Here is a 23,972-nt window from a genome sequence, read left to right as displayed (position 1 = left end):
TTTCTGAAAGACAAAAGGTCCGAATCATGGCAACGCTGAAGGCGCTGGTGGTGGATGACGCCAGCTTTGTGAGGGATCTGGTCAAGCGAACGGTGCGTCAGCGTTTTCCAGTGATTGACACCACGGATGCCCAGAACGGTCGCCGGGCGCAATCACTGATGTCGCGCACAACGTTTGATCTCATTCTCTGTGACTGGGAAATGCCGGAGATGTCGGGTCTGGAGCTGTTGCAGTGGATGCGCCAACAGCCACAGTATGAAAAAACGCCCTTTATCATGATCACCAGCCGTGGTGACAAGGATCATGTGGTCGAAGCCGTTAAGGGGGGCGTCTCTGAGTACCTGGGGAAACCCTTCAGCCCCGAGGGCCTGAGCAATAAGATCATCAAGGTAATGGGGCGTCGCCTCAAGGACGCCATGGACCGCGGCGGAAAGTCCATGGGCGGGCCTGCGGAGGCATTTCGCGAGTCTGCCAGCCTGCTGACCCAGAAACGGGAGGCTGCGTCTCCGGCGCCAGCCCGTGCCGGCAAGTCGTCCACGCCTTCTGCCTCAGGCGTGACGGGCAGGCCGCCAATGAGCGTGGCGTCGGTGCGTTTTTCAGACAGCACTCTGCGCTCTGTCATCAAGGACATCACTCTGACGGAAGTGCGTGTGATCGCCAAGCGGGACCAGCAGTTTCCGGGCATCCTTGATCAGGCTGTGGTCGATATCGAGGTGGCCGAAGGGCAGGTGGCACGGCTCAATGGTTACGTTCACCAGTTGCAGGCGGTGGACAAACGCCAGGACACGGATTTCGTGGGTGTGACCATCCGATTTGTGGACGAAGACCCGAAAAAGCTGGAAGACCTGTCCCGCTTTATCGCCCGCTTCCGCAGCGGCGGTTAGCCCCGAAAGGCATCCCGGTCAGGACGCGGTTTCAGGAAGCCTTTCCGCCAACCGTTCCCGGGGAAAGTGGCAGGTGAATTCGCTGCCGTCGCCAATCCGGCTTCGTATTTCCAGATTGCCGTCGTGGTTGAGCAATACGTGCTTGACGATCGCCAGCCCCAGGCCGGTGCCACCGGTTTCCTTGTGCCGGCTGGGGTCGGCGCGATAGAAACGCTCGGTAAGTCGTGGGATATGAACCGGGTCGATACCAATACCGGTATCTTTCACCGACAGATGCCCGCCGTCGCGGTCCGTTTTCCAGATAATGGTGATGAGTCCGCCGGCGGGTGTGTACTTCACTGCGTTGAAAATCAAATTTGAGAAGGCGCTGCGCAGTTGGCTTTCGTCGCCCCTTAGCAGGTGGCGATCGCCAATGCTGACGTTGAATTCATGGCCCTGATCGCCGCTGAGGGCCTTGGCGTCGTGGCAGATCTGCTGGATCATGGCCTGTAAATCCGTGACCGCGTCGTTGATGGTCTGTTCGCCGGTTTCAATTCTGGACAGCAATATCAGGTCGGTAATCAGCGCTTCCATACGCGAGGACTGCTGCGCCATGGTGTTGATGGCGCGCCGCCACTTGGGCGGCAGGTCGTCGGCGTTGTCCACCAGGGTTTCCAGATAGCCGCTGATTACCGTCAGGGGTGTTCTCATTTCGTGCGAAACGTTGCCAACGAAGTCCTGTCGCATCTGTTCAAGCTGGTACAGGCGGGTCACGTCCTTGGCCACAATCAGGCGGTCGTCGTCGCCAAACAGGCTGATCTGGATTTGCAGGTGAATGTGCGGTTTTGCGGGTGAGTTCAGTTCCAATGGTTCCCGGTAGTCACGGGAGTCGAAGTAGGCCTTGAACGCGGGGTTGCGGATCAGGTTGTGAATAAACTGCCCGCGGTCCGAACTGCGACGAAAGCCCAGCAGGTGCTCCGCTGAGCCGTTCCACCACTCCATGGCGCCCCGCGAGTCGGTCATGATCACACCATCCCGCATGGCATTGGTGGACTCCTGAACCCGATTGATCTGGGCGCGAAGTTTGTCCTGGGTGCGCAGGTGGTTCTGGTGAAGTCTGTGGAGGCCGTCGAAAATGTCGCCCCAGAGACCAACACTCTGAGGGGCTTCGTCACCGCCACTGGGATTGCCGAGCCATTGGTACAGACGTTTGGCCTGAGCGAGAGTCCACCACAGGTAAGCCAGCAGCCCTGCCGTCAGCCCATAGAGAGGCTGGCCAAAGAAAAGCCCGACAGCCGTGCAGGCTATCAGGAGCGTGATAATCCATCGCAGGTACTTTGACCAGTTGTGTTGCATTACGGCTGCCCCTGAATCAGTTCCGGGCCCTTTTCGGGGTAAAGGGCGCCGGTTGTGGTTATGCTGCTCTGGTAGAGAACCGGTAGCCGGTGCCACGCACTGTCTGGATCAGGTGATCATATTGGTCGCCAAGGGCTTTGCGCAAACGGCGTATATGGACGTCGACGGTTCGCTCTTCAACATAGACGTTACCACCCCACACCTGGTCAAGCAGTTGGGAGCGAGTATAAACCCGTTCCTGGTGTGTCATGAAGAACTGCAGTAACCGATATTCCGTGGGGCCGATGTTCAGTGCGCCGGTTTCCGTGGTGACCCGGTGGCCGACCGGGTCCAGAGTCAGGCCATCCACTTCGATCGGGGTTTCCACACCGGGCGGCGTGGTGCGGCGCAATACGGCTTTCAGCCTGGCCACCAGCTCCCTCGGCGAGAAGGGCTTGGTGATGTAGTCGTCCGCACCCACTTCCAGGCCCTGGATCTTGTTGTCCTCCTCGACCTTGGCCGTCAGCATGATGATGGGAATCTCAGCCGTGGCCTCTTCTTTTTTCAGGCGCCTGGCCAGTTCCACGCCGCTGGTGCCTGGCAGCATCCAGTCAAGGAGTATCAAGTCGGGCTGTTTATCAACTATCAGGGCATGCGCTTCGCGGGCATCCGCTGCCTCAAGGTAGTCGTAGTCGGCCATTTCGAGGGCCACGGCGATCATCTCGCGGATGGGTGCCTCGTCATCGACGATCAGGACAGTTTTTCCAGTCATGAGCATTAACCTGTGTCATACCGATTATTGTTGCTGCCTCATTACAACCGGATAGTGTTACAAGTATATGACAGTCGCAGGCTGTGACCAGGAATGATCAACTAACTGATGATCCGGTCAACCAACAGACCGGTAAAAACGGCGAAGCCCGCCCAGTTATTGTTGAGAAAGGCCTTGAAGCACCCGTCGCGCTCGCGGAAGCGGGCCAGGTGCTGCTGGAAGACAAACAGGCACGCCATGGCAACGAGCCCAAGATAGTAGAAAACGCCGAGTTCAGCCTGCTGGCCCACGAGTATGAGGATCAGCACCACCAGAGACTGCAGGATTGCTATAACTGCCCGGTCGGCGTCTCCGAACAGGATGGCCGTGGATTTGATGCCAATCCGGATGTCGTCATCACGATCCACCATGGCGTACAGGGTGTCGTAGGCAACGGTCCAGAGCACGTTGGCGGTAAACAGCAGCCATGCCAGTTTTGTAACCTCACCGGCCTCGGCGGCCCAGGCCATGGGAATGGCCCAGGAAAAGGCGGCCCCAAGAAACAGTTGCGGCAGATGGGTGTAACGCTTCATGAACGGGTAGATGAACGCCAGTACTGCACCCCCGAACGACAGATAGAGAGTCAGCGTGTTGGTGAACAGAATCACCATCAGGAAAGCCGTCACGCAGAGGCCTGCGAACAGGGCAATAGCTTCCCAGGCTTCGATGCGACCGGAGGTCAGTGGGCGGTCTTTGGTGCGTTTGACGTGTCGATCTACCTTGCGATCGGCAAAATCATTGATGGCGCAACCAGCAGCTCGCATCATGAATACGCCGAGGGTAAAGACGATAAAGTTGCCAACGCTGGGGAAACCGTCTGCGGCCAGCCAAAGTGCCCAGTAGGTTGGCCATAGCAGGAGCAGGCTGCCGATGGGGCGATCGACTCGCAGCAGTCGGGCGTAGTCTGCAAGGCGGGCCTGGATGTGATCTGGCACGGCATTGGGCAGCATAGGTCTGGTCCGTCCGGGATGATGTTCCTGAAGCTGAGCGGGGATTATAGCCAGCGGTGGGGTTCGGTTAAAAGAGCCGCAGCGTCAGGGGCAGAGCGTGGGCAGGAAATACTCCCCGACAAGGAGGGTATGATGACCGCTGAAAAAACGGGAGCGGCGGGCCGCCATAGGCTGATGGCGATTAACCCGATGACAAAGACCGGTTTCGAACGGCCCCCGCTGCCACTGTGGGTTGCTGAACAGGTACGCGCCGAGGGGACGGCGTCCAAGATTGCGCAGGCGGCGTCCACGCCCTGACAGGGTTGCCAATGGAATGATCGTACGGGCAAGCACCCAGGGGGTGTTGTCGCCGTTCAGACAGACCTCGCGGATCCACGCGTTCTGGCGTACCGGAATACCCAGGGTATGAGCCTCCTCCACAGTGGGACGGGCAAAACCCTCCTGGAGGATATCCACGTGAAAGTGCTCACGGCATCGAAGTTGAAGCGCCCGGGTCAGCGAGCCTTCCAGCGTCAGCCAGTGGCTGAGCGGCCCATGGATGGTCGGGTTTTTCAACGCGGCTGCCGAAAAAGAGCGGTACCAGTCCGTAGCGGGGGTGGAGATGGCGTTGTCACCTTCAAGCACGCTGGGTGCGTACCGGTCAAAGTCCCTTGACGGCATAAATTCCCGGGGCGTTGCGCCAATAACCTTTGTAATCCATGCCGTAGCCAAACAGGAAACGGTCCTCAACTTCCAGGCCGGTAAAATCTGCCTTCAGATTTGGCTTTGCCTTGCGATCGTGTTGTTTATCGACCAATACGGCCGTCAGAACCTCGCTGGCGCCATGGGCGAGGCAGTAATCTGCAATGGCGCAGAGTGTCGTACCCTCGTCGAGGATGTCATCAACGATCAGTACCGTGCGGCCATTCATGTTGGCTTCCGGTTGCAGTTTCCATTCCAGGATGCCGCCGGTGGTTTCCTGGCGGTAGCGGGTGGCGTGAAGGTATTCCGCTTGCACGGGAAACGTCAGTCTTGGCAGTAGGTGGCCGGTGAGGATAAGGCCGCCATTCATCACGCAGAACAACAGGGGGTTGGTGTTCTTGAGGCGCCCGGTGATCTCGTCTGCAAGGGACTGGATGGCTGCCTGTACCTGCTGTTCGCTCACCAGGCAGTCGGCCTCTGCCATTACCTGATTCAGTTCGGCGACGATGTCGGTCATAGCGCTGGGATCCTATCTTAAAACGGCCGATTATACCGGAGGAGGCACGCTGAAGGGAGGGGCGTTTCCCGGTTCGCCGGGTGGAAATTCTGGTGATTGGCAGAAAACCCGTTGAATAGCCGTCGGCGCCGGCATTGGTCAATGCGGCAGCGGTGGGTATGATGGTTTCCCGGTATAAATAGTGCCAACTCGGTGCATGAAAGACTTGTGCGTATAATTGTCTGACAATTATTATCGCACCCCAATGAGTTTCGGAGGAATGACATGAAGAAGTGGCAGTGCGTTGTCTGTGGGTTTATTTACGATGAGGCGGAAGGTTGGCCGGAAGACGGTATCGAGCCTGGAACCGCCTGGGAAGACGTGCCAGAAGATTGGGAGTGCCCGGACTGCGGCGTGGGTAAGGAAGACTTCGAGATGATTGAGATCGGCTGACACGCCGCTACCGCTGAACTGGTTTGGAGAGCAGTAATGAACGCAGACGCCCCTATCGTGATTGTGGGTACCGGATTGTCGGGCTATTCGCTGGCGAAGGAAATCCGTAAGCAGGACAAGGACACACCGATCGTCATGGTGACGGCGGACGATGGTTACAGTTACTCCAAGCCCATGCTTTCCACCGGTTTTACCAAGGGTAAAGAGGCCGACGAACTGGCGCAGGCGTCGTCGGATACGATGGTGGAGCAATTGAACCTTCAGCTGCGTACTCACACCACTGTGACCGGCATTGATCCGGACGCCCACGAACTGGTGCTGGGGGATGAACGGCTACCGTACGGCAAACTGGTGTTGGCCTGGGGTGCGGATGTGATTCGCCTGTCCATTGCCGGTGACGGCCACGAGCGTGTCTTTTCCATCAACGACCTGATGGACTACCGAGCCTTTCGCAAGGCCCTGAAGGGCAAAAAGCGGGTAGCCATCATGGGCGCGGGCCTGATCGGTTGTGAGTTTGCCAACGATCTTCGCAACGGCGATGTCGACGTGGATGTGATTGCTCCTTCTGATGCCCTGATGCCTGGACTTCTACCACCGGCTGCAGCAGCAGCGGTGCGCGATGGACTGGAAGGGTTGGGCGTCCGTTTTCATCTGGAAACCGTCGTGGAACATATTGCCAATAACGGGGATGGCGTTCGTCTGACCTTGGCCAATGGTGAGGAACTGGACTCTGACCTGGTGATTTCCGCGGTCGGGCTGCGTCCACGCACGGAGCTGGCCGCTTCGGCGGGCCTGGAGACCCAGCGTGGCATTGTGGTCAACCGTGCCCTGGAGACATCGATGCCCGACGTCTACGCACTGGGTGACTGCGCTGAAGTCGATGGCCACGTGTTGCTGTATGTATTGCCGCTGATGGCGTGCGCCCGCGCGTTGGCGAAGACGTTGGTGAGTGAACGCACTGAAGTGAAATACGGCACCATGCCGGTGATGGTCAAGACCCCCTGTTGTCCAACGGCAGTGTGCCCGCCACCGGCGAATGCGTCGGGCAACTGGGAAGTGGATGCGAACGGTCAGGACGTTCGCGCCCTGTTCAGGAGTGAGTCTGGCGAGGTTCTGGGCTTTGCGGTAACCGGTGGTTACGCGGTGGAGAAGCAGACCCTGTCGAAGGAAGTGCCGCCGATTCATGGCTGAGGGCGATATCAGGATTGCGAAAACCCTCGGCTTGCGGTAGAAACTCATTCGTGAGCTAACGATATTGACAGGAGCTGGCATGCTTGAAGTGACCAGAAAACTGGTGGATCTGCTGGATCTTTCCCCGATCGGTGACGACCATTTCCAGGGGGACAGTGAAGATCTCGGCTTTCCCAATGTGTTTGGTGGCCAGGTTCTGGGGCAGGCGCTGATGGCGGCCAGTCGCACGGTGGAAGGTCGCCTGCCACACTCGCTGCATGCCTACTTCCTGCGCCCCGGCAATCACAGCATGCCCATTGACTACGAGGTCCAGCGGGTTCGGGACGGTGGCAGTTTTTCCGTTCGGCGTGTGATTGCACGTCAGGGTGGCAAGGAGATTCTGACCGGCTCCATGTCGTTCCAGGTGGCCGAGGAAGGCTTCGAACATCAACTCGACATGCCCTCGGCACCGGATCCGGAAGACCTTAAATCCGAGCAGGAGTACGGCGAACTGCTGGCGCCTCATGTCCCTGAGCATCTCCGCGACACCCTGACCCGGGATCGTCCTATCGAAATCCGGCCTGTGGACCCGGTGAATCCATTGAAACCGGAACCGCGCCCGCCCTACAAACAAAGCTGGTTACGTACTCAGGGCCACCTGCCGAACGATCCGGTGCTGCACCGCTGCCTGCTGACATACGCGTCCGACTTTTCCTTTCTGGGGACGTCACTGAATCCCCACGGCGTGTCGTTTATGAACAAGAAAATGCAGATCGCAAGCCTGGATCATTCCATCTGGTTTCATCGCGAGTTCCGTATGGACGAGTGGTTGCTCTACGACAAGGATAGCCCCAGCGCCACCGGCGGACGCGGCTTCAATCGCGGTAATTTCTTTGACCGCCAGGGCCGGCTGGTGGCCTCGACCACCCAGGAAGCACTCATCCGTCAGCGGGGTTAGGTCAGCGGAGATGGTCAGCCAAGCTTACGGCCTCGGCCATGATGTTTGTAGTCGCCCAGCCAAACGATGACGTCGTCGAACGGCAGTGGTGGCGTCAGGATATAGCCCTGGATCATGTCGCACCCCATCTTCTCCAACAGTTCCATTGTCTCCGAGCTTTCCACGCCCTCGGCCACTACCGAATAGCCCAGGCTGTGGCACATCTCGATGGTGGTCTGGACAATGACGCGGTCGCCAGCCTGGGACGCCAGATCCGTGATCAGTGAGCGGTCGATCTTGATCTCGCTGGCGGGCAATCGCTTGATATACGAGAGCGAAGAATAGCCGGAACCGAAGTCATCAATGGACAGCGGGATACCTGTGGTGTGCAGGGAATTGAGAGCGCGCAGTGAGTTGACCGGGTCCTGCATCATTGAGGTCTCGGTGACTTCCAGGATAATGGCCCCGCGATGAGTGTGGTGGCTGCTCATCAGGCGCTGGACGTACAGCGGAAAGTCCGGCTCCCGCAGATTGTTGGGGGAGATATTCACCGAGATATTGAGTGGGTAGCCGTTCTCCAGTAATCGCGCTCTCAGTTCCAGTGAGTTCTCCAATACCCAGCGTGTTAATGGCTTGATCAGTCCGGTCTGCTCGGCCAGGGCAATCAGCTCGTCGGCGGGTATTGGCTTTTTCCGGTCGGGCCAGCGAATCAGCGCTTCCAGGCCGACCACCTCCCTTGTTTTCAGAGACAGCTTTGGTTGCAGGTATAGGGCAAGTTCACCGTGCTGGAGAGCATGTTGCAGCTCGGACACCAGGGTAAGGCGGTCAGCGCTGTAGGAGTCCCGCGAGGGCTGATAGTAGGCCAGCCCTCGGTCTCGGGCGTCGTCGGAGCCCTGCGCAATAAAGGCACGCCGGATCAGGGTATTGGTGTCGGTGGCGTGATCCGGATAGATCGCCGAGCCCGTGTGAGGGTCCAGTGGTAACTGCATGCCCAGGTAGTCCAGCGGTTTACGGATTTCCTCAAGGGCACGAACAATGGCACGAGGTGTTTCCGAAATAACATCCGCTTCCACAATAAACCCGAAGGTAGCCGACTCCAGCGACGCCAGGTAGAAACTCTGCTGATCGGTGGTCTCAACGGTGCAGATTCCGGGCAGTTCACTGACGATGCTGTTGAAGCGTCGGGCGGCAAGTTCGAGCAGCCGGTCGGTATTACGATGCCCCAGGGTTTTGGTGATGGCTGGAAGGTTGCTTAGGTGGATCACCGCGATGGAGAGGCGTTTGTCGGGCTCTCGGTTGATCAGTTCGCTGATGGTCATTTCCAGGCAAGCGCGGTTGGGCAATCCCGTTAGCGGGTTGTGGAGAGCCTGTTCGATCAGTCGAAGCTCTGCTGAGCGCCTTGCCGCCATGGCGGTGATTTCTGCTTCGCGGGCGCGAACTTTGCCTTCACGTTCCTGGTAGAGCCGGGCGGCCAGGGCGATGGTCAACAGGATAGCTTCGAGAGCGGAGCCGATTTCGATGCCGTAGGCCGTCACGAAGCTGTTGGGTACGAAACCGTATTTATTGGCTGCGGTGATGGCGCTGCCCAGGGTAAGCAGGCCCCAGGCTATGGTGTAGTAGCCGGCCTGGGGATTGCCCCGAATCCATTGTATGGGCCCCATGACGGTCAACAGCAGGCAACTGGGAATCGCCAGGGCAACCGTGAGCCTGCTGGCAACGCTGTAGTCGGTAACGAATGTTGTCACTGCCACCGCGACGTTCACCAACACCGTATACCACACAAGTTTGTCCATGCGCGGGCTGGTGACGCGCAGGTTGAGGAAAGCGCGGGAGAATAACAGGGTGAATATCAATGCCACCGGCACGGCCAGCACCATGGCCTGGTTGTGCAACCAGGGCGACTCTGGCCAGAGCAATTGGTAGGTGCTGCCATTCAGGCTGCCAATAAACATCAGATAGCTGAGGGTGGAGAGCACGTACAGCAGGTACATGCGCTCTCTCAGTGCCAGGAAGATAAACAGATTGAAAAAGATCACCATGATCAGGATGCCGTAATAGATCGCGTGCATCTGGTCTTCGATGGACGTGGCTTCGAAGTAGGTTCGAGGGTCCCACAGTCTGATGGGGATCTGCATGGCGCCCTGAGTCCGAACACGCAAAAACACCTGGTAATCGCTTAGCGGATCGGTTTCGAAGGAAAACAGAAAGTTGCGGTGTTGAATCTGGCGCTGCGCAAAGGGAAGGTGGTCGCCCGTTGAGATGCGTTGCCTGACGACGCCATTCTCTATCAGGTAGAAGGTGATATCGTCGAGCTGGGGGTAGCGTATCTCCAGTAGCTTACGGTCACTGGGTATGGCGGATACAGGAACGCGGAGCCACACGGTGTCGCGAATGTAGCCGAAGTTGGGGCTTTCGCCTTCCAGTGACTGCCATCGGTCGGAAGCAAGGGCTTCCCTGAGATCCATCTGTTCCGAAGGTGCCACCCGAATATAGTCCATATCCGGTTCTGCAAAGCCGGGCGAAGCCGCGTTTGCCTGGGTTCCGAAAGCCATCATGATCAATGCGCCCGCCAGGGCGAAAAACTGAGCAATATGGCGCACGTAGTACCGATCTTGTTGTGATTGTCTGGCTCAGTATGGCGTTATCTGCCGGGGGGCTCAAGGCTGATAATGCCGGTTTTCGAACGTCACTTGTGTCAGGTGTTACAGCTGTTCAAGCCACTCCCGTACCCAGGGAACGGCTTCCATCTCCGGCTCGGTGGTTTCCAGGGCATCAATCCTCAAGGTATCCCCCACTTTCCGGGCTGAAGTTTCGTATAAAGCCTCTTCCATCAGCTCACCGGCACCACAAAAGGTGTCACCGTAGGAGCTGTCGCCAAGCACAATTACGCCAAACGGACGCGCGGGTTGTTGGGGCAGTTGCTCGCGCAGCCGCAAATAAAACGGTAGCAGGTTGGGGGGTAGCTCTCCCTGGCCGGTGGTTGATGTACACACCAAAAGCGGTTCGTCGTTCCCGGTGATGTCCTCCAGGTCGGGCTCCTCAAGGATCGTGATCCGATGCCCTTCCGGTTCCAGGGTTTTCTTCAAGGTACGTGCTGTCAGCAGGGCGCCACCATAAACGCTGCCGACCAGAATCCGGATTGAAGCCATGAATGGTCCTGTTGATTCGTAACGACAACCGTCCTTTGACGGCTGTCTGCGTTGGGGCCCGATCATAGCCGGTGATGCGGTAACGCTCAAGATCCGGCTCCGGAAGGGCTGGTTTCCCTGGGGGAGGTTCGTACTCTGGGAGCAACGCGATTGCGCCCGTCTTCCTTGGCGCTGTATAGGTGGACGTCAGCCTGTTTCAGTAATTCATCCACTGAGCCGGTCTTGGCAATGGAGCAGATGCCGGCGCTGATGGTGACGGGCATGCGCTGGCCGGTAAAGGAGAACTCGGCACTGGCGACCTCGGAGCGTAGCCGTTCTGCGAGAGTGAGAGCCTGTAGCAGTGACGTGTCCGGCAACAGGATCAGGAACTCCTCTCCGCCCCAGCGTGCGGCCACATCCGTTTGGCGGATAACGGTTTGCATCAATTCCGAGAAGGCCCGCAGTACGTGGTCACCGGCGTCGTGTCCGTAGTCGTCGTTGATACGCTTGAAGAGATCCAGGTCGATGAGAACGATGGAGAAATGGTGGCCGGAACGCCGGTACCTTGAATACTCCTCGTTCAGCCGATGCTGCATGTCCCTGCGGTTGGACAGGCCCGTCAGTTCGTCAGTACGGGCTGCATGTTGGTGGGTGCGGGCCATATCCATCAACTCATTGCGTGCCTTCAGGCGACTGGCTTCCAGCACGAAACAGAAGATGGATTCGAACGTCAGCGTGGCGAAAAAACGGATCTTGAAGTCTGTGCTGTATTCGGCGGTCACCAACGGTAGTTCAGGGAACTGGAAAACCACAACCGCCAGCAGGCAGCAGAATAACAATACCGCTGTGCCGGTTTTCAGATCGGTCAGGTAAAACAGCAGCGGCGGGAACACGTAGAACCAGAGTGGGCCGGTGTTGCTCTCGCCACCGGTGATGATCAGGTATCCGAACAGCAGGCCGACAATGGAGATCATGCCAGCCTTCTGATGGCGGCGGTTGCGGGAACGGGCAAAGGACAGCATGTTCATTGCCACCAGTCCCGCAAAGAACCAGAGCGAGAAGGCGTGGTGAGTGTGGGTTGCAAACCACGCCTTGGCGCCAATGCCCAGCAGGAAGAGGATGGCCATGGCTGACAGACCGGTCAGCAGGCGGGAGACGCGTTCCTCCTCGCCTTCGTCGGCTACTTGTTGGCTGGTATCGGGGAGTCTGGTCATGACACTTTTTGTTGTTGTCGATTTGTTGTTGGTGCTTTGTCCAGACTGCGTGAGCCGGGATAGTGAATCAGATTAGTCGAAGCGGGAAATCTGTACAGCGACTTTGGTCAAGCAATTACCATTATGACCGTTATGTTTCAATTTCATGGCAAAAAATTTATAGTTGCCGCCGTAAGTACTGTGAAACTGTAGCTTCCCGTATCCTCCCTGTTGCGAGACCTGACGTATTATGGCCGGCAAAAACGGATTCCTCGATACTCTCCTGACCAGCCCATCGACCGAGCGTTATCGCGTTGGCTTCAGCTTCCTGTTCCTGCTCTGCATATTTATAGCCGTGGGACAGATCAGCGACGGCATGCCCAACAACATGCTGCTGATGGCAGCTGCGGTCATCGGTGGCTACATGGCCATCAATATCGGCGCGAATGACGTCGCCAACAACGTCGGCCCGGCGGTGGGGTCCGGGGCGCTGTCGCTGGGTGGCGCGGTTCTGATCGCCGCCGTGTTTGAGGCCGGCGGTGCCATCATCGCCGGTGGTGACGTGGTTTCGACCATTAAAGGGGGCATTATTGCCGCTGAAAGGCTCGATGATGTCAGCGCCTTCGTGTGGCTGATGACAGCCGCACTTCTTGCCGGCGCCCTGTGGCTGAACCTGGCCACCTGGATGGGTGCTCCGGTGTCCACTACCCACTCCATTGTCGGGGGCGTTCTTGGGGCCGGAATTGCCGCCGGCGGCTGGGGCATTGCCGACTGGGCCGTCATGGCCAAAATTGTCGCCAGTTGGGTGATTTCCCCCGTAATGGGTGGCGTGCTGGCGGCGCTGTTCCTGTATGCCATCAAGAAGACCGTGCTGTATCGCAAGAACGTGGTGCCGGCGGCAAGAATCTTCGTGCCCTGGCTGGTGGCGATCATGGCCTGGGCCTTTGGCACCTATTTGATGGTGAAGGGGGTCAAGAAGGTCGTTGAAGTAGACTTCCTGGGGGCCTCTCTGGTTGGTCTGGGGCTCGCCGCAGTCATTTTCTTCCTGATGCGGGTTCTGGTCGGCCGCCGTGCCGCAACCATGGAAAACAGCTCTGCCGGAGTGAATACCCTGTTTACCTGGCCGCTTATATTTGCCGCGGCATTACTCAGTTTCGCCCATGGGGCGAACGATGTGGCCAATGCCATCGGCCCGCTGGCGGCCATTAACGATGCACTGTCGGCTGGTGCAGTGGTCACCGCAGCGTCCATTCCTTTGTGGGTAATGCTGGTTGGTGCCCTTGGTCTGGCCGTTGGTCTGATGCTGTTCGGCCCACGCCTGATCAAGACCGTGGGGACTGAGATCACTGAACTGGATAAAACCCGGGCGTTCTGTATCGCCCTGTCGGCGGCGCTTACCGTCATCATCGCCTCCCAGTTGGGGCTCCCGGTCAGTTCCACCCACATTGCCATCGGTGGTGTGTTTGGTGTTGGTTTCCTGAGGGAGTATCTGAAGTCAAACTACGCCACCCAGCTCCACAACATCATGGACAGCCATGAGGAAGAGGAGCGTGAGCGTCTGCGCCCGTTCCTGGAAGATTTCCGTAACGCCTCGGTTGAGCAGATGGAAAACCTGCTCCAACAGGCCAAGAAAAAGAAACAGGTACCGCTCTCCAAGAAGGAGCGCAAACGCCTTAAAAAGATCTACCGCGAGGAGATGGTCAAGCGTTCGCACCTGACTCGTATCGTTGCTGCCTGGATCATTACGGTGCCCGCGTCGGCCTGCATGGCGGCCGTTCTGTTCTTCACCCTGCGCGGGCTGATGCTGTAAGGGATTGTCGCGCTGGTTGTCAGGTGCCTGTTTGGCCCATACTATTCTTCAATACGGGAGGCGTTTGCCTCCCAATAAGTTGCCACTCTGTCCGGGGATTGATTCATGAGTTCAGCAGAAGAAAGCCGTCAGGCGAAGGTCATTGACGAGCTCAGGGTGTTTATCAAGAAGGTCCTCAGTGATCCGACCATTGCGGTGAAATCGGTGGAAATTGCCCGCAAATATCGCAATCAGCCCAATGCCAATGAGTTGATTGCCCGTGAGATCAGCGCCAACACAACGATCCGTATTCCGGAGAGCTGGAGTCGGGCGGATCACATGTTTCTCGATATCCTGGACGAAGTCCTGGATGACGAAGAGGCGCTTTACTGATCTTTGTCAGGCCTGCCGAACGCCGGGCTGATGCTGCTTCAACACGGCATCGGCCATCTGGTCCAGGATGGTGATTTCGTCCTGGATGCCCTCGTCCGATGACAAATCCCGCTGTTCCTTCAGTATGTCCGCGAGGATTTCTTTCGTGGTCAACGGGTTGGCCAATACCACCCGGAACACGATGCAGGGGAAGTGATAATAACGCGACGGTTCGAGCCGGGTACGGGAAACGAAGGCTTTACCCCGTTCACGTTGGGTTTTCTGAATGAACTTGGTGATGCGGTTCAGGCAGGTGTTGAGTCGTTCGGCCTGTAGCGAGTCCGCGATTGCCAGTGCCTGCTGCACTTTCTCCGGGCAATAGCGATAAGTCAGGATATTGAGCTCTGGTTTGGTGATGAGCTCGAAATCCGTTTCTGCGTTGATCATTTCCGCAAAGGTTTGTGCCTTGTCGATGCCCTGGTCGATGAGGATCTCATAGCCTTCCCGCGCCAGGATTCTCAACCCCGACTGGATCAGCATTGACATGCCCGGCCGCGAACCTTCCAGGGTGGTACTACCCAGATCCCGCGAGCCTTTACGGATAATGTACTGGGCGTGATGCTCGACAGCGCTTGCCAGGCCCGGGTCGCGGAACACCACCAGCCCAGCCCCCATGGGAACATAGAGTTGCTTGTGGGCGTCGAAGGTCACCGAGTCGGCCTTTTCGATGCCCCTGAGCAGGTGCCTGTGGGTGCGGGAAAACAGTGTCGGCCCACCCCAGGCCGCGTCCACATGAAAATGGGCGTTGAACTCCCGGGCGATGTCTGCCATGGCGTCCAGCGGGTCGACGTTGCCGGTCTCGGTGGTGCCGGCAATGCCGCAGATGGCCATGACCCGGATTTTCTGGCGGTGCAACTCCAGGCATTTCTCCCGCAGTGCATCGGTGTTGATGCGGTTGTCGTCATCGGTGTCGACAGGCACCAGGAAGTCCCGGCCCAGACCCAGTACATCGGCGGCTTTGCGCAGTGAGTAGTGGCCGCGGCGGGAGACCAGAATGGCGGCACCCTCGCAGCCGTAATAGCGTAGTGCCCGGAACAGGCCTTCCTGATGGATACCGCGGAAGCTGCCTTCGGCGGGGAACGCGTTGTTGCGTGCCACCCAGAGTGCGGTCAGGTTGGCCACGGTGCCGCCGGAGCACATGGCACCGAGGGCGTAGCGGGGATCGTGCATCCACTTGCGGTAGAAGGCACCGTCCTGCTCATACACCAGCCGGTGGATCATGCCCAGTACCTGGCGTTCCATGGGCGTGAAGGCCTTGGAGGTTTCGGTTTTAACCAGGTTCTGGTTGAGGGCAATCATGATCTTGGACAGCGGCAGCATGAAATAGGGCAGTGCCGAGGTCATGTGGCCGATAAAGCTGGGAGACGCCGTGTGTACCGAGTTGGCCACCAGCTTGTCGAGCAGGAACTGGGCCTGTTCGGAGACGAAGATGGGCTTTTCCGGAATGGCGTAGTCCGAGAAGTCTTTCTCGACTTCGGAAAGATCCCGCTCGACCGCAACGATGTGTTCCTGGAGGAATCCGGCAAGGTTGCGGGATATGTTCTGGTCAATCCTGCTCAAGGTGGATTCAGGTGCCTCGGGCACGGTGAATACACGATACATGGCCTCTACCGAGGCCTGGGCGGATTTTTTCTTTCCGGTCATAGGTGCCACACACTATCAGTGGTCATTCGCAAAGCCTGTCCCGGGCGTTCCGTTCTCCCTGAGGGGGCGTAGTATACGGTGTCGTGAAACCATACGCTACAGCATGGGCCCTGCATGGCGGGAGGGTCAAAGTATCTCTCGGTGTACGTCCAGTATGGCAGCGTCGATGCGTTCCTGTATGGCTTTTTCGATCTGGTCGAGGCGCTGGGCGATCTGTTGCGATGAGCCTCCGAGGGCGGCGATGGTCCAGGTGGCGCAGTCGAGGGCGTCCTGGTCGGCGGTTTCGGCGACGGCCAGGTCGGGTTCTTTGCCCCAGACGGCTTTCAGGGCGGTGAAGACTTTGCGTTTGGCTTTGAGGTCTTCGCAGCCGTAGAGCTGGAAGTGCAGGGTCAGGATGCCCACGTGGGGCGTGATGACTGTTTGCTGGGGCGTATTGCCCTCTTTTAGCAGCCTTCTTAGAGCTTCAGACATAGGTGTTCCGATTTTGGTGCTGGAACTGGAGGCGATGGGCTTTCCAAAACACGCTCCTGCGGCACGTCCATGTGACGCTTGGGCTTCGCCATCCATGGCTCCGCACAGTTTTGGAAAGCCCATCGCCTCCAGTCCGCGAACCTTTCAGGTGGAGTCCGCTTCGCCAGACAGTATGTATTGTCCAGCAGTCTGTTTTCTAGCCTACTACAGGCGTCGCCCGTTTGATAATGGCGGCCGGATCGGTGCCGGAGGGCAGGTTGCCGTAGTTCAGGCCGCCGTTGTGTTCCAGGCGGGAGGCGCAGAAGGCGTCGGCGACCGCAGGGTCGGAGTTTCTCAGCAGCAGTGACGACTGCATCAACAGGGCCAGGCGATCCACCAGGTTGCGGGCGCGGTATTCGAAGTCGCTGATGTCGGCGAAGTCGTTCTGCAACTGGGCCAGGAAGCGGTCGAAGCGGGCGTCGGCGCCGCGGGCTTCGGCGGCTTCGCTGAAGAAGGCGTCGAGGGTGTCTGGTTCTTTCTGCAGTGCGCGCAGGGTGTCCAGGCACTGGACGTTGCCGCTGCCTTCCCAGATGGCGTTGACCGGGGATTCCCGCAGCAGTCGGGGCATGATGCAGTCTTCCATCACGCCGCTGCCGCCGATGCATTCCATGGCTTCGTAGGCGTGGTTGGGGGTGCGTTTGCAGATCCAGTACTTGCCAACCGGAGTGGCCAGTCGTGCCAGCAGGCGCTCGTGCTCCAGATGTTGGCTGTCCAGGGATTTGGCGATTCGCATGGTGTAGGCCAGGGCGGCTTCGCTTTCCAGTGCAAGATCGGCGAGGACGTTCTGCATCAGCGGCTGTTCGCTGAGTCGCCCACCGAAGGCGCTGCGGTGGCGGCAATGGTGGGACGCCTGGGCCAGTGCCTGGCGCATGCCGGCGGAGCTGCCGATCATGCAGTCGAAGCGGGTCATGGCGACCATTTCAATGATCGTCGGTACACCTCTGCCTTCCTCGCCCACCATCCACGCCAGGGCGCCGCGCAGTTCCGCTTCGCTGGAGGCGTTGGCGACATTGCCCATCTTGTTTTTCAGGCGCTGGATTTGCCAGGGGTTTTTGCTGCCGTCCGGGCGCCAGCGTGGCATCAGGAAGCAGGACAGGCCGCTTCTGGTCTGGGCCAGCACCAGGAAGGCGTCGCACATGGGGGCAGATACAAACCATTTGTGGCCGACCAGTTCATAGGCCTGCCCCGGGCCTTCTGCACCGATGGCGTAAGCACGAGTCGTGTTGGCCCGGACGTCGCTGCCACCCTGTTTTTCCGTCATTGCCATGCCGATGGTGACGGATTGTTTTTCGCTGTCCGGCAGGTTTCGGGGGTCGTAGCTATTGGCGAGGATTTTGTTTTCCCAGGCCGCGGCCAGTTCCGGTTGTTTGCGGATTGATGGAACGGCGGCAAAGGTCATGGTAATGGGGCAGCAGTGGGCGGCCTCAATTTGGGAGTGCATGTAGTACTTGGCCGTTCTCGCGACATGGGCGCCTGTGCCGGGATTGGTCCACGGGCTGCTGTGGAGGCCGTTTTCCATCGCTGTGGACATCAGTTGGTGGTAGGCGGGGTGGAAGTCCACCTGATCCGTGCGATGGCCAAAGCGATCATGGGTATTGAACGCCGGTTTGTTCTCGTTGGCATGGAAGCCGAGCGCGATGGTGTCCGCCGCGCCGGCGAAAGCACCAAACTGCTTAAGGTCGCTGGTCGCTGCTGCGGCGCCCTCCCGGGCGACCGCCTCCTGCAGGGCCTTGTCCTGTTCGAAGAGGTTGTAATCCTCCAGAGCAGGTGGCTGATTGAAGACCTCGTGGGTAACCGCCAGGTAGCGGTCGTCACTGGAGGGGGTTGCGGTTTCCTGCTGCAGGGGCTGGCGGGCCTTCATGTTTATCTCCTGGTGCCAGTCAACCCCTGCATGCAAAAGCAAATGATGGAGTTGACCAGCGGATCGTGGTCGTTGGTCTCTGCCTGCTCCGTGGTATCAGCCTGTGCCGGGGACAGAGGCCCCACAAGGCTTTCGGCGATGGCACCTACAAGGCAGGTACTGCTTTGCCTGGCATCCTGATCCGGGAGGCAGCCCTCCTTGATGCCGTCCCGGATGGCCTGCTCGAAAAGTTGAGCGTAGGCGCGGCGGAACTTGAGGCGCTCTTCCTCAACTTTCGGGTCTACCGGCTCTGCGATCAGCGACCAGGCCATCACCGGGCCTCTCAGGGCTCTCTCCGCAAACTGGCGAAGGGCCACTTCCAGACGGGAAACGGCGTTATCTTCGGCGGCCAGTGCCTCAGCGACTTTGTCGACTTCCCGTTGTGTCGCAATCCTGAAGATCTCTGCAAACAGGTCTTCTTTGGACTCAAAGTGTCGGTAGATGGTTCCCGTAGCAACGCCGGCGCACGCTGCGATGCGCGTTATCTGGGCGCTGCGGAAGCCGCCGTCGGCAACGCATCCGTATGTGCATTCGATAATGCGCTTGCGGGCCTCTGCCTTGCGATTGCGCATCTTTTCCGTTTCCCGATATGCCATGCGGGTTCCTTATAAGTAGTGAATCATTATTCATTCTTTGTGTCAATCAATAGACCAGTATAGCTTGGTTCATATTATTCTTTAAAAACAATATCGTGGAGTTGCTTACAAAAATTTACAAAAAAACCGTTGTCAGTAAATAGCGTTGCAACTGAAAGCGGATTATAAAGACGCCAAGGCAGGTAGTAAGACGCATCCGCCGAGATGGGGCGGCCGTGCCATAACAGGCTTGGCGCGCTCGTTGTACTGTTTTCGTTGATGGAGAAAATCATGAGTGAATTCGACGAAAGCAATCTGGAGCAATCCGGTAGCTGGACACATGACAGCGACGATACACATTCCATTGCCGGCCGTGCGCGAATCCGCGCTCAGCTTCAGCAGGATATTGAATCGTTTCTGAGCCAGGGCGGCAGAATTCAGGAAGTGGATACAGCATTCCGTTCGGACCCTTCCCGCAAGGTGGATGTCGGTTTCAATAATCGCTCCCTCTGAATTCATGAAGCCGCAGCCTCTGAGGCTGCGGCCTGTTTGCGTTCGTGGCTTACGGTTGTTTTGACGCCGGTCTCACCGCTGTATCCCGTATTCCTCTATGCTGCGTTCTGCAGGATAGCGTGTTCCGTGCACCATGACCGTTACTCACCCCACATTCGACCCTTAAACAGGCCGCGTTCATGAGAGGATTCCTTCGTTTTGCAACCACGGCGCTCGTCGTCATGGCGCTGATCGCGGCAGGCATGGTCATTTTCTTTGGTGATACCCCGACCCCCGCCCAGGAGACAGTTGATACAACCGCCGACACAGAAAGCGGCGTTGTGCCAAAGTCGGATTCAACGACCGGACGTAGGGCGCCGTCAAAACTTGTAGGCGAAACCGCGGTTGCGGTGCCGGATACAATGCCAGCGTCGTTGGCGGGAACCAGCGTGCCCGGTGGCTGGGCCGAAACCGATGCTAATGGCTCCCTGGTCCCCACGCCGCAGTTGCGCCAGTTGTTTGAATATTACCTGGCGGCTCTGGGCGAGGAGACGTTACCCCAACTGGTTGCCCGGATAGAGCAGGCGTTGGCCCGGCTTGAAGAGCCGGCCCGATCGGAAGCTCTCGACACTTTGGGGGACTATCTGGACTACAAGCTGGCGTTGGGCGACCTGGAAGCCACCTATGGTCATGACGCCACGACGAACGCAAAGGACATGCAACGGCGAATGGCAGAAATACGCGCCCTGCGACGCACCTGGATGGATGCGCAAACCGCCGACGCCTTTTTTGCAACGGACGAGGCCGTAGACCAGTTCCAGGTTGAGCAACTGCGTATCCGAACCGATCCGTCTCTGTCTGAAAAGGAGCGGGAGCAGGCGCTGGCAGAAGCCGAGAAGGCGCTCCCGGAACCGCTTCGTCAGGCACGCCGGGAAACCCGCAAATTCGCCGACTACCAGCGTGCGCAGTCAGAATTCGCGGATGATCCCGACGCCTTGCGCGCCTGGAGGGAGGAACGCTTTGGTGCCGAGGCTGCCCGTGAGCTGGAGAAGGTGGAAGCTGAACAAAAGGTATGGGAAGCCAAGTGGCAGGCCTATAGCCAGGACCTGGCGGAGCTTGACGACATGGGGCTTGCCGGCCCGGAGCGCAAAGCCGCCATTGACGCGCTCAGGGATGATTATTTCGAGGGCGCTGAAAAGCTGCGTGCCGAGGCCCTGGATTCCATCCGGTAACAGTCCTTTCATCTGAACGTAGTAGCCTGATGGTGTGGCTCGGCTGTAGGCCCTGCCACCGCCGCTTATGGGCGTGTATGATGGGGCGGTAGCCCCATTTTCCACAGGAGGTATTCCGTGAGCTTTTCGGCCAATCGCATGTTCCCAGCCACTCGTCTGCGTCGTAACCGGGTTGACGGTTTTTCCCGGCGTCTGGTTCGGGAGAATCAGCTCAGTGCCGACAACCTGATTTTTCCGGTGTTCGTACTGGAAGGCGAGGGTCAGCGGGAGGCGGTACCCTCCATGCCCGGCGTCGAGCGCCTGAGCGTTGATCTTCTGGTGGAACAGGCGGCGGAACTGGTGGCGCTTGGGATTCCGGCCGTGGCGCTGTTTCCCGTGGTGCCTGCGGAGCACAAGAACCTGTCTGGATCTGGCGCGTGGGATTCCGATGGTCTGGCCCAGCGTGCGGTGCGTGCGCTGAAGGACGCCTACCCTGAGTTGGGTGTTATTACCGATGTGGCACTGGACCCATTCACCACCCATGGCCAGGACGGCATTATCGACAACGACGGCTATGTGCTGAACGACGTGACCGTGGAAGCGCTGGTTAATCAGGCGTTGTCCCATGCCGACGCGGGTGCGGATATTGTGGCGCCGTCCGACATGATGGACGGCCGGGTCGCTGCCATCCGCGACGCCCTGGAGTCCGCTGGCTATGTGAACACGCGTATTCTGGCCTACTCTGCCAAGTATGCTTCCAGTTATTACGGGCCGTTCCGCGATGCGGTCGGCTCAGCGGGCAACCTGGGCAAGGGCAACAAGGCCACCTATCAGATGGACCCGGCCAATAGTGATGAGGCGCTCCAGGAAGTGGCGATGGACATCGCCGAGGGGGCCGACATGGTGATGATCAAACCCGGCATGCCGTATCTGGATATCGTTCACCGGGTAAAACAGGAACTGCAGGTGCCAACGTTCGTCTATCAGGTCAGTGGCGAGTATGCCATGCACATGGCCGCTGCCGAGAACGGATGGCTGGATGGCGACGCCGTGATGATGGAGAGCCTGATGGCCATGCGCCGTGCCGGTGCAGACGCCATCCTTACCTATTTTGCCGTCAGGGCTGCACGGCTGATGCGTGATAACCGCACCTGACAGGTTACAGTCAACAGCAGGGCGCCTTAAGGTCTCTGATAAATGGAAGCAGTAAGCAATGACTACTGAATCTGCAAACAAGCTAAAGGCTGTCGATGTTCCGGACGTGCCGGCTCCCGTGGAAGCGCCATCCCCCGGCGTGGAAGTTGATGTCGCCGCCCAGGAAAACTATTTCAACCGCGAACTGAGCCAGCTTCAGTTCAACTACCGGGTGCTCAAACAGGCTCTGGATACCACGCATCCGTTGATTAACCGGCTGATGTTCTGCTGCATTTTCAGCAGCAACATGGACGAGTTCTTCGAGATCCGGGTGGCGGGCCTGCGCCAGCAGATCAAGTATGGCCGTGAAACCCTGGGCTCCGACGGCATGATGCCGGAGCAGGTGTTGGGCGAAATCAGCCGGGTGGCCCACGAGTACATCCGGGAACAGTACGACATCCTGAACAACGTGCTGATCCCTGAGATGGAGCAGGAAAACATTCACTTCGTGCGGCGTCGTGAATGGACGGAAGCTCAGGCCGACTGGGTGCGCCGTTACTTCGAAGAGGAAATCCTGCCGGTGGTCAGCCCCATCGGGCTGGACCCTTCCCACCCGTTCCCGCGCCTGGTCAACAAAAGCCTGAACTTCATTGTTGAGCTGGACGGTAAGGATGCCTTCGGTCGCGAAACCGGGATGGCCATCGTGCCTGCGCCACGTTCGCTGCCGCGTCTGGTCCGGCTTCCGGATGACGTTTGTAACGGTGGCGACAACCTGGTGTTCCTGTCCTCCATGATTCACGCCCATGCCGATGAGCTCTTCCCAGGCATGGAGGTGAAAGGCTGCTATCAGTTCCGCCTGACCCGCAACGCCGACCTTGAACTGGAAGACGACCTTGAAGATCTGGCCTCCGCCCTGCGCGGCGAGTTGCTGAGCCGGCGCTTCGGTGACGGCGTGCGGCTGGAAGTGGCGGACAACTGCCCGGAAGAACTGGTGCATTTTCTGCTGCGCGAGTTTGGACTGACGGATCGTGACCTTTATCAGGTTCACGGCCCGGTCAACCTGACACGTTTGATGGCCGTCGGTGGGCTGGTGGATCGCCAGGACCTCACCTATTCGGGTTTTTCGCCGTCGATTCCCAGGCAGATCCGTGCCAAGGAATCCATGTTCGATGCCATCCGCAAGCGCCCGCTGCTGTTGCTGCATCCCTATGAAAACTTCAGTCCCGTGACCGACCTGTTGCGGCAGGCTGCAAAAGACCCACAGGTCCTGGCTATCCGTCAGACCCTGTATCGCACCGGTGCCGACTCGGAAATTGTCGAAGCGCTGATGGATGCAGCCCGGCGTGGCAAGGAGGTGACTGCGATCATCGAACTGCGGGCCCGGTTCAGCGAGGCGGAAAACCTGGAGCTGGCCAGCCGGCTGCAGGAAGCGGGTGTGATCGTGGTCTACGGGGTGGTGGGTTACAAGACCCACGCCAAGATGATCCTGATCGTGCGCCGTGAGGAAGGAAAGCTGAGGCGTTACGTACACCTGGGTACCGGGAACTACCATGCCGGTAACGCCCGCCTGTATACCGATTACAGCTACATGACCAGCGACGAATCCATCGGTGACGACGTCAACAAGCTGTTCCAACAGCTGACGGGCATGGGCAAGGCCTTGAAAATAAAGAAACTGTTTCACTCACCCTTCACACTCCATACCCGTCTTCTGGGCCTGGTGGACCGTGAAGCGGAACTGGGGCCCAAAGGCCGGATTATTTTCAAGTTTAACGCCCTTACTGAGCGCGAGTTGATCAAGGCGTTGTATCGTGCGTCCCAGGCAGGCGTGAAAATCGACCTGATCATCCGCGGTATCTGCTGCCTGAGGCCGGAAGTGCCGGGGCTGTCGGACAACATCCGGGTGCGCTCCATCATTGGCCGTTTCCTCGAGCACACCCGGGTTTACTATTTCGGCAACAACGGCCGGCCGGAAGTCTATGGGTCCAGCGCCGACGGCATGGAACGGAACCTGCTGAGCCGCGTGGAAACGGCGTTTCCGATTGAGGATCCGGCGTTGATTGCCCGCGTCCGCGAAGACCTGGACACCTATCTGGCGGACAATTGCCAGTCCTGGGTCTTGCAGCCGGACGGTAGTTACATTCAGAATCAGGCAGCCGAGGGCGAGGATCGCCTGGCGTCGCAACTGGTCCTGCTTGAACGCCTGACCGGGAAATAACGATAACCCGCATGCGCCTGCCCCAGGGCAGGCGATGTGGGCGCTGTAAT

The 23,972-nt window shown here is 58.6% G+C and carries 22 protein-coding genes; 10 read left to right on the top strand and 12 right to left on the bottom strand.

Annotated features, from left to right (window positions below; all coding sequences use genetic code 11):
* Nucleotides 1–26 precede the first annotated feature (26 nt).
* Nucleotides 27–884 carry a response regulator gene (locus AAGD24_RS18180; protein WP_007154983.1) on the top strand — a complete coding sequence of 286 codons (858 nt, stop codon included), beginning with the start codon at nucleotides 27–29 and terminating at the stop codon, nucleotides 882–884.
* A gap of 18 nt (nucleotides 885–902) precedes the next feature.
* Here the strand turns inward: AAGD24_RS18180 and phoR are convergent, their stop codons facing one another.
* The 5 genes from phoR to AAGD24_RS18155 all read right to left on the bottom strand — a co-directional run bounded on the left by phoR (nucleotide 903) and on the right by AAGD24_RS18155 (nucleotide 5,157).
* On the bottom strand, nucleotides 903–2,219 hold the full coding sequence (phoR, locus tag AAGD24_RS18175; RefSeq protein WP_007154984.1) for a phosphate regulon sensor histidine kinase PhoR: 1,317 nt from the start codon (nucleotides 2,217–2,219) through the stop codon (nucleotides 903–905).
* Nucleotides 2,220–2,277: 58 nt separating this feature from the next.
* Entirely contained in the window at nucleotides 2,278–2,970 is a 693-nt protein-coding gene (gene phoB / locus AAGD24_RS18170; RefSeq protein ID WP_007154985.1) for a phosphate regulon transcriptional regulator PhoB, read from the bottom strand.
* Nucleotides 2,971–3,071: 101 nt separating this feature from the next.
* Nucleotides 3,072–3,959, bottom strand: a complete 888-nt coding sequence (ubiA, locus tag AAGD24_RS18165) for a 4-hydroxybenzoate octaprenyltransferase (RefSeq protein WP_007154986.1) — start codon at nucleotides 3,957–3,959, stop codon at nucleotides 3,072–3,074.
* 84 nt (nucleotides 3,960–4,043) lie between these two features.
* Entirely contained in the window at nucleotides 4,044–4,619 is a 576-nt protein-coding gene (locus AAGD24_RS18160; RefSeq protein ID WP_292049588.1) for a chorismate lyase, read from the bottom strand.
* Nucleotides 4,600–5,157 carry a hypoxanthine-guanine phosphoribosyltransferase gene (locus tag AAGD24_RS18155; protein WP_379865824.1) on the bottom strand — a complete coding sequence of 186 codons (558 nt, stop codon included), beginning with the start codon at nucleotides 5,155–5,157 and terminating at the stop codon, nucleotides 4,600–4,602. Before AAGD24_RS18155 ends, AAGD24_RS18160 begins: the two co-directional genes overlap by 20 nt.
* A 264-nt stretch (nucleotides 5,158–5,421) precedes the next feature.
* On the opposite strand from AAGD24_RS18155, the gene AAGD24_RS18150 reads away from it, so the two are divergent.
* The 3 genes from AAGD24_RS18150 to tesB all read left to right on the top strand — a co-directional run bounded on the left by AAGD24_RS18150 (nucleotide 5,422) and on the right by tesB (nucleotide 7,717).
* Entirely contained in the window at nucleotides 5,422–5,589 is a 168-nt protein-coding gene (locus AAGD24_RS18150) for a rubredoxin (RefSeq protein ID WP_007154989.1), read from the top strand.
* 36 nt (nucleotides 5,590–5,625) lie between these two features.
* A complete protein-coding gene (locus AAGD24_RS18145; RefSeq protein WP_379865822.1) occupies nucleotides 5,626–6,780 on the top strand; it encodes an NAD(P)/FAD-dependent oxidoreductase in 1,155 nt (384 codons plus the stop codon).
* Between the two features lie 79 nt (nucleotides 6,781–6,859).
* The gene (gene tesB, locus AAGD24_RS18140; RefSeq protein WP_379865821.1) at nucleotides 6,860–7,717 is read left to right on the top strand and encodes an acyl-CoA thioesterase II; all 858 of its coding nucleotides are present in this window, start codon (nucleotides 6,860–6,862) and stop codon (nucleotides 7,715–7,717) included.
* A 14-nt stretch (nucleotides 7,718–7,731) separates the two neighbouring features.
* Here the strand turns inward: tesB and AAGD24_RS18135 are convergent, their stop codons facing one another.
* The 3 genes from AAGD24_RS18135 to AAGD24_RS18125 form a co-directional block, all read right to left on the bottom strand.
* Complete coding sequence (locus tag AAGD24_RS18135) at nucleotides 7,732–10,296, bottom strand: EAL domain-containing protein (RefSeq protein WP_379865819.1); 2,565 nt, start codon at nucleotides 10,294–10,296, stop codon at nucleotides 7,732–7,734.
* Nucleotides 10,297–10,398: 102 nt separating this feature from the next.
* Nucleotides 10,399–10,845, bottom strand: coding sequence for a flavodoxin (locus AAGD24_RS18130; protein ID WP_075194199.1), 447 nt, complete (start codon nucleotides 10,843–10,845; stop codon nucleotides 10,399–10,401).
* 86 nt (nucleotides 10,846–10,931) lie between these two features.
* Complete coding sequence (locus AAGD24_RS18125; protein ID WP_075194200.1) at nucleotides 10,932–12,038, bottom strand: GGDEF domain-containing protein; 1,107 nt, start codon at nucleotides 12,036–12,038, stop codon at nucleotides 10,932–10,934.
* 229 nt (nucleotides 12,039–12,267) lie between these two features.
* On the opposite strand from AAGD24_RS18125, the gene AAGD24_RS18120 reads away from it, so the two are divergent.
* Entirely contained in the window at nucleotides 12,268–13,827 is a 1,560-nt protein-coding gene (locus tag AAGD24_RS18120) for an inorganic phosphate transporter (protein WP_075194201.1), read from the top strand.
* 105 nt (nucleotides 13,828–13,932) lie between these two features.
* On the top strand, nucleotides 13,933–14,199 hold the full coding sequence (locus AAGD24_RS18115; protein ID WP_007154996.1) for a hypothetical protein: 267 nt from the start codon (nucleotides 13,933–13,935) through the stop codon (nucleotides 14,197–14,199).
* Nucleotides 14,200–14,205: 6 nt separating this feature from the next.
* On the opposite strand, the gene panP is transcribed toward AAGD24_RS18115, so the two are convergent.
* From panP to AAGD24_RS18095, 4 genes are all read right to left on the bottom strand, one after another.
* The gene (gene panP, locus AAGD24_RS18110) at nucleotides 14,206–15,882 is read right to left on the bottom strand and encodes a pyridoxal-dependent aspartate 1-decarboxylase PanP (protein WP_036210812.1); all 1,677 of its coding nucleotides are present in this window, start codon (nucleotides 15,880–15,882) and stop codon (nucleotides 14,206–14,208) included.
* 126 nt (nucleotides 15,883–16,008) lie between these two features.
* A complete protein-coding gene (locus AAGD24_RS18105; RefSeq protein ID WP_040474714.1) occupies nucleotides 16,009–16,353 on the bottom strand; it encodes a DUF503 domain-containing protein in 345 nt (114 codons plus the stop codon).
* A gap of 196 nt (nucleotides 16,354–16,549) precedes the next feature.
* Complete coding sequence (locus AAGD24_RS18100; RefSeq protein WP_075194202.1) at nucleotides 16,550–18,253, bottom strand: acyl-CoA dehydrogenase family protein; 1,704 nt, start codon at nucleotides 18,251–18,253, stop codon at nucleotides 16,550–16,552.
* A gap of 2 nt (nucleotides 18,254–18,255) precedes the next feature.
* On the bottom strand, nucleotides 18,256–18,888 hold the full coding sequence (locus AAGD24_RS18095; protein ID WP_041332505.1) for a TetR/AcrR family transcriptional regulator: 633 nt from the start codon (nucleotides 18,886–18,888) through the stop codon (nucleotides 18,256–18,258).
* Between the two features lie 270 nt (nucleotides 18,889–19,158).
* Here AAGD24_RS18095 and AAGD24_RS18090 point away from each other — a divergent pair, with 270 nt between their 5' ends.
* From AAGD24_RS18090 to ppk1, 4 genes are all read left to right on the top strand, one after another.
* Nucleotides 19,159–19,380 carry a hypothetical protein gene (locus AAGD24_RS18090; protein WP_075194203.1) on the top strand — a complete coding sequence of 74 codons (222 nt, stop codon included), beginning with the start codon at nucleotides 19,159–19,161 and terminating at the stop codon, nucleotides 19,378–19,380.
* 179 nt (nucleotides 19,381–19,559) lie between these two features.
* Nucleotides 19,560–20,591 (top strand): lipase secretion chaperone, encoded by a 1,032-nt coding sequence (locus AAGD24_RS18085; protein WP_379865816.1) that lies wholly within the window; start codon nucleotides 19,560–19,562, stop codon nucleotides 20,589–20,591.
* Nucleotides 20,592–20,729: 138 nt separating this feature from the next.
* Entirely contained in the window at nucleotides 20,730–21,725 is a 996-nt protein-coding gene (gene hemB, locus AAGD24_RS18080; RefSeq protein WP_036211905.1) for a porphobilinogen synthase, read from the top strand.
* Nucleotides 21,726–21,783: 58 nt separating this feature from the next.
* Nucleotides 21,784–23,922 carry a polyphosphate kinase 1 gene (ppk1, locus tag AAGD24_RS18075; protein ID WP_036210827.1) on the top strand — a complete coding sequence of 713 codons (2,139 nt, stop codon included), beginning with the start codon at nucleotides 21,784–21,786 and terminating at the stop codon, nucleotides 23,920–23,922.
* Nucleotides 23,923–23,972 lie beyond the last annotated feature (50 nt).

It is taken from the genome of Marinobacter sp. M5B (assembly GCF_042604615.1).
GTDB lineage: Bacteria > Pseudomonadota > Gammaproteobacteria > Pseudomonadales > Oleiphilaceae > Marinobacter > Marinobacter salarius.
The sequence above is the reverse complement of the archived record's forward strand: the minus strand, read 5'-3'. Positions and strand labels throughout refer to the sequence as shown.

Excerpts from the sequence above, each read along its gene's own strand:
- AAGD24_RS18180 (WP_007154983.1), top strand. The coding sequence starts at position 27 with ATGGCAACGCTGAAGGCGCTGGTGGTGGATGACGCCAGCTTTGTGAGG.
- phoR (WP_007154984.1), bottom strand. The coding sequence starts at position 2,219 with ATGCAACACAACTGGTCAAAGTACCTGCGATGGATTATCACGCTCCTG.
- phoB (WP_007154985.1), bottom strand. The coding sequence starts at position 2,970 with ATGACTGGAAAAACTGTCCTGATCGTCGATGACGAGGCACCCATCCGC.
- ubiA (WP_007154986.1), bottom strand. The coding sequence starts at position 3,959 with ATGCTGCCCAATGCCGTGCCAGATCACATCCAGGCCCGCCTTGCAGAC.
- AAGD24_RS18160 (WP_292049588.1), bottom strand. The coding sequence starts at position 4,619 with ATGCCGTCAAGGGACTTTGACCGGTACGCACCCAGCGTGCTTGAAGGT.
- AAGD24_RS18155 (WP_379865824.1), bottom strand. The coding sequence starts at position 5,157 with ATGACCGACATCGTCGCCGAACTGAATCAGGTAATGGCAGAGGCCGAC.
- AAGD24_RS18150 (WP_007154989.1), top strand. The coding sequence starts at position 5,422 with ATGAAGAAGTGGCAGTGCGTTGTCTGTGGGTTTATTTACGATGAGGCG.
- AAGD24_RS18145 (WP_379865822.1), top strand. The coding sequence starts at position 5,626 with ATGAACGCAGACGCCCCTATCGTGATTGTGGGTACCGGATTGTCGGGC.
- tesB (WP_379865821.1), top strand. The coding sequence starts at position 6,860 with ATGCTTGAAGTGACCAGAAAACTGGTGGATCTGCTGGATCTTTCCCCG.
- AAGD24_RS18130 (WP_075194199.1), bottom strand. The coding sequence starts at position 10,845 with ATGGCTTCAATCCGGATTCTGGTCGGCAGCGTTTATGGTGGCGCCCTG.
- AAGD24_RS18125 (WP_075194200.1), bottom strand. The coding sequence starts at position 12,038 with ATGACCAGACTCCCCGATACCAGCCAACAAGTAGCCGACGAAGGCGAG.
- AAGD24_RS18120 (WP_075194201.1), top strand. The coding sequence starts at position 12,268 with ATGGCCGGCAAAAACGGATTCCTCGATACTCTCCTGACCAGCCCATCG.
- AAGD24_RS18115 (WP_007154996.1), top strand. The coding sequence starts at position 13,933 with ATGAGTTCAGCAGAAGAAAGCCGTCAGGCGAAGGTCATTGACGAGCTC.
- panP (WP_036210812.1), bottom strand. The coding sequence starts at position 15,882 with ATGACCGGAAAGAAAAAATCCGCCCAGGCCTCGGTAGAGGCCATGTAT.
- AAGD24_RS18105 (WP_040474714.1), bottom strand. The coding sequence starts at position 16,353 with ATGTCTGAAGCTCTAAGAAGGCTGCTAAAAGAGGGCAATACGCCCCAG.
- AAGD24_RS18100 (WP_075194202.1), bottom strand. The coding sequence starts at position 18,253 with ATGAAGGCCCGCCAGCCCCTGCAGCAGGAAACCGCAACCCCCTCCAGT.
- AAGD24_RS18095 (WP_041332505.1), bottom strand. The coding sequence starts at position 18,888 with ATGGCATATCGGGAAACGGAAAAGATGCGCAATCGCAAGGCAGAGGCC.
- AAGD24_RS18090 (WP_075194203.1), top strand. The coding sequence starts at position 19,159 with ATGAGTGAATTCGACGAAAGCAATCTGGAGCAATCCGGTAGCTGGACA.
- AAGD24_RS18085 (WP_379865816.1), top strand. The coding sequence starts at position 19,560 with ATGAGAGGATTCCTTCGTTTTGCAACCACGGCGCTCGTCGTCATGGCG.
- hemB (WP_036211905.1), top strand. The coding sequence starts at position 20,730 with ATGTTCCCAGCCACTCGTCTGCGTCGTAACCGGGTTGACGGTTTTTCC.
- ppk1 (WP_036210827.1), top strand. The coding sequence starts at position 21,784 with ATGACTACTGAATCTGCAAACAAGCTAAAGGCTGTCGATGTTCCGGAC.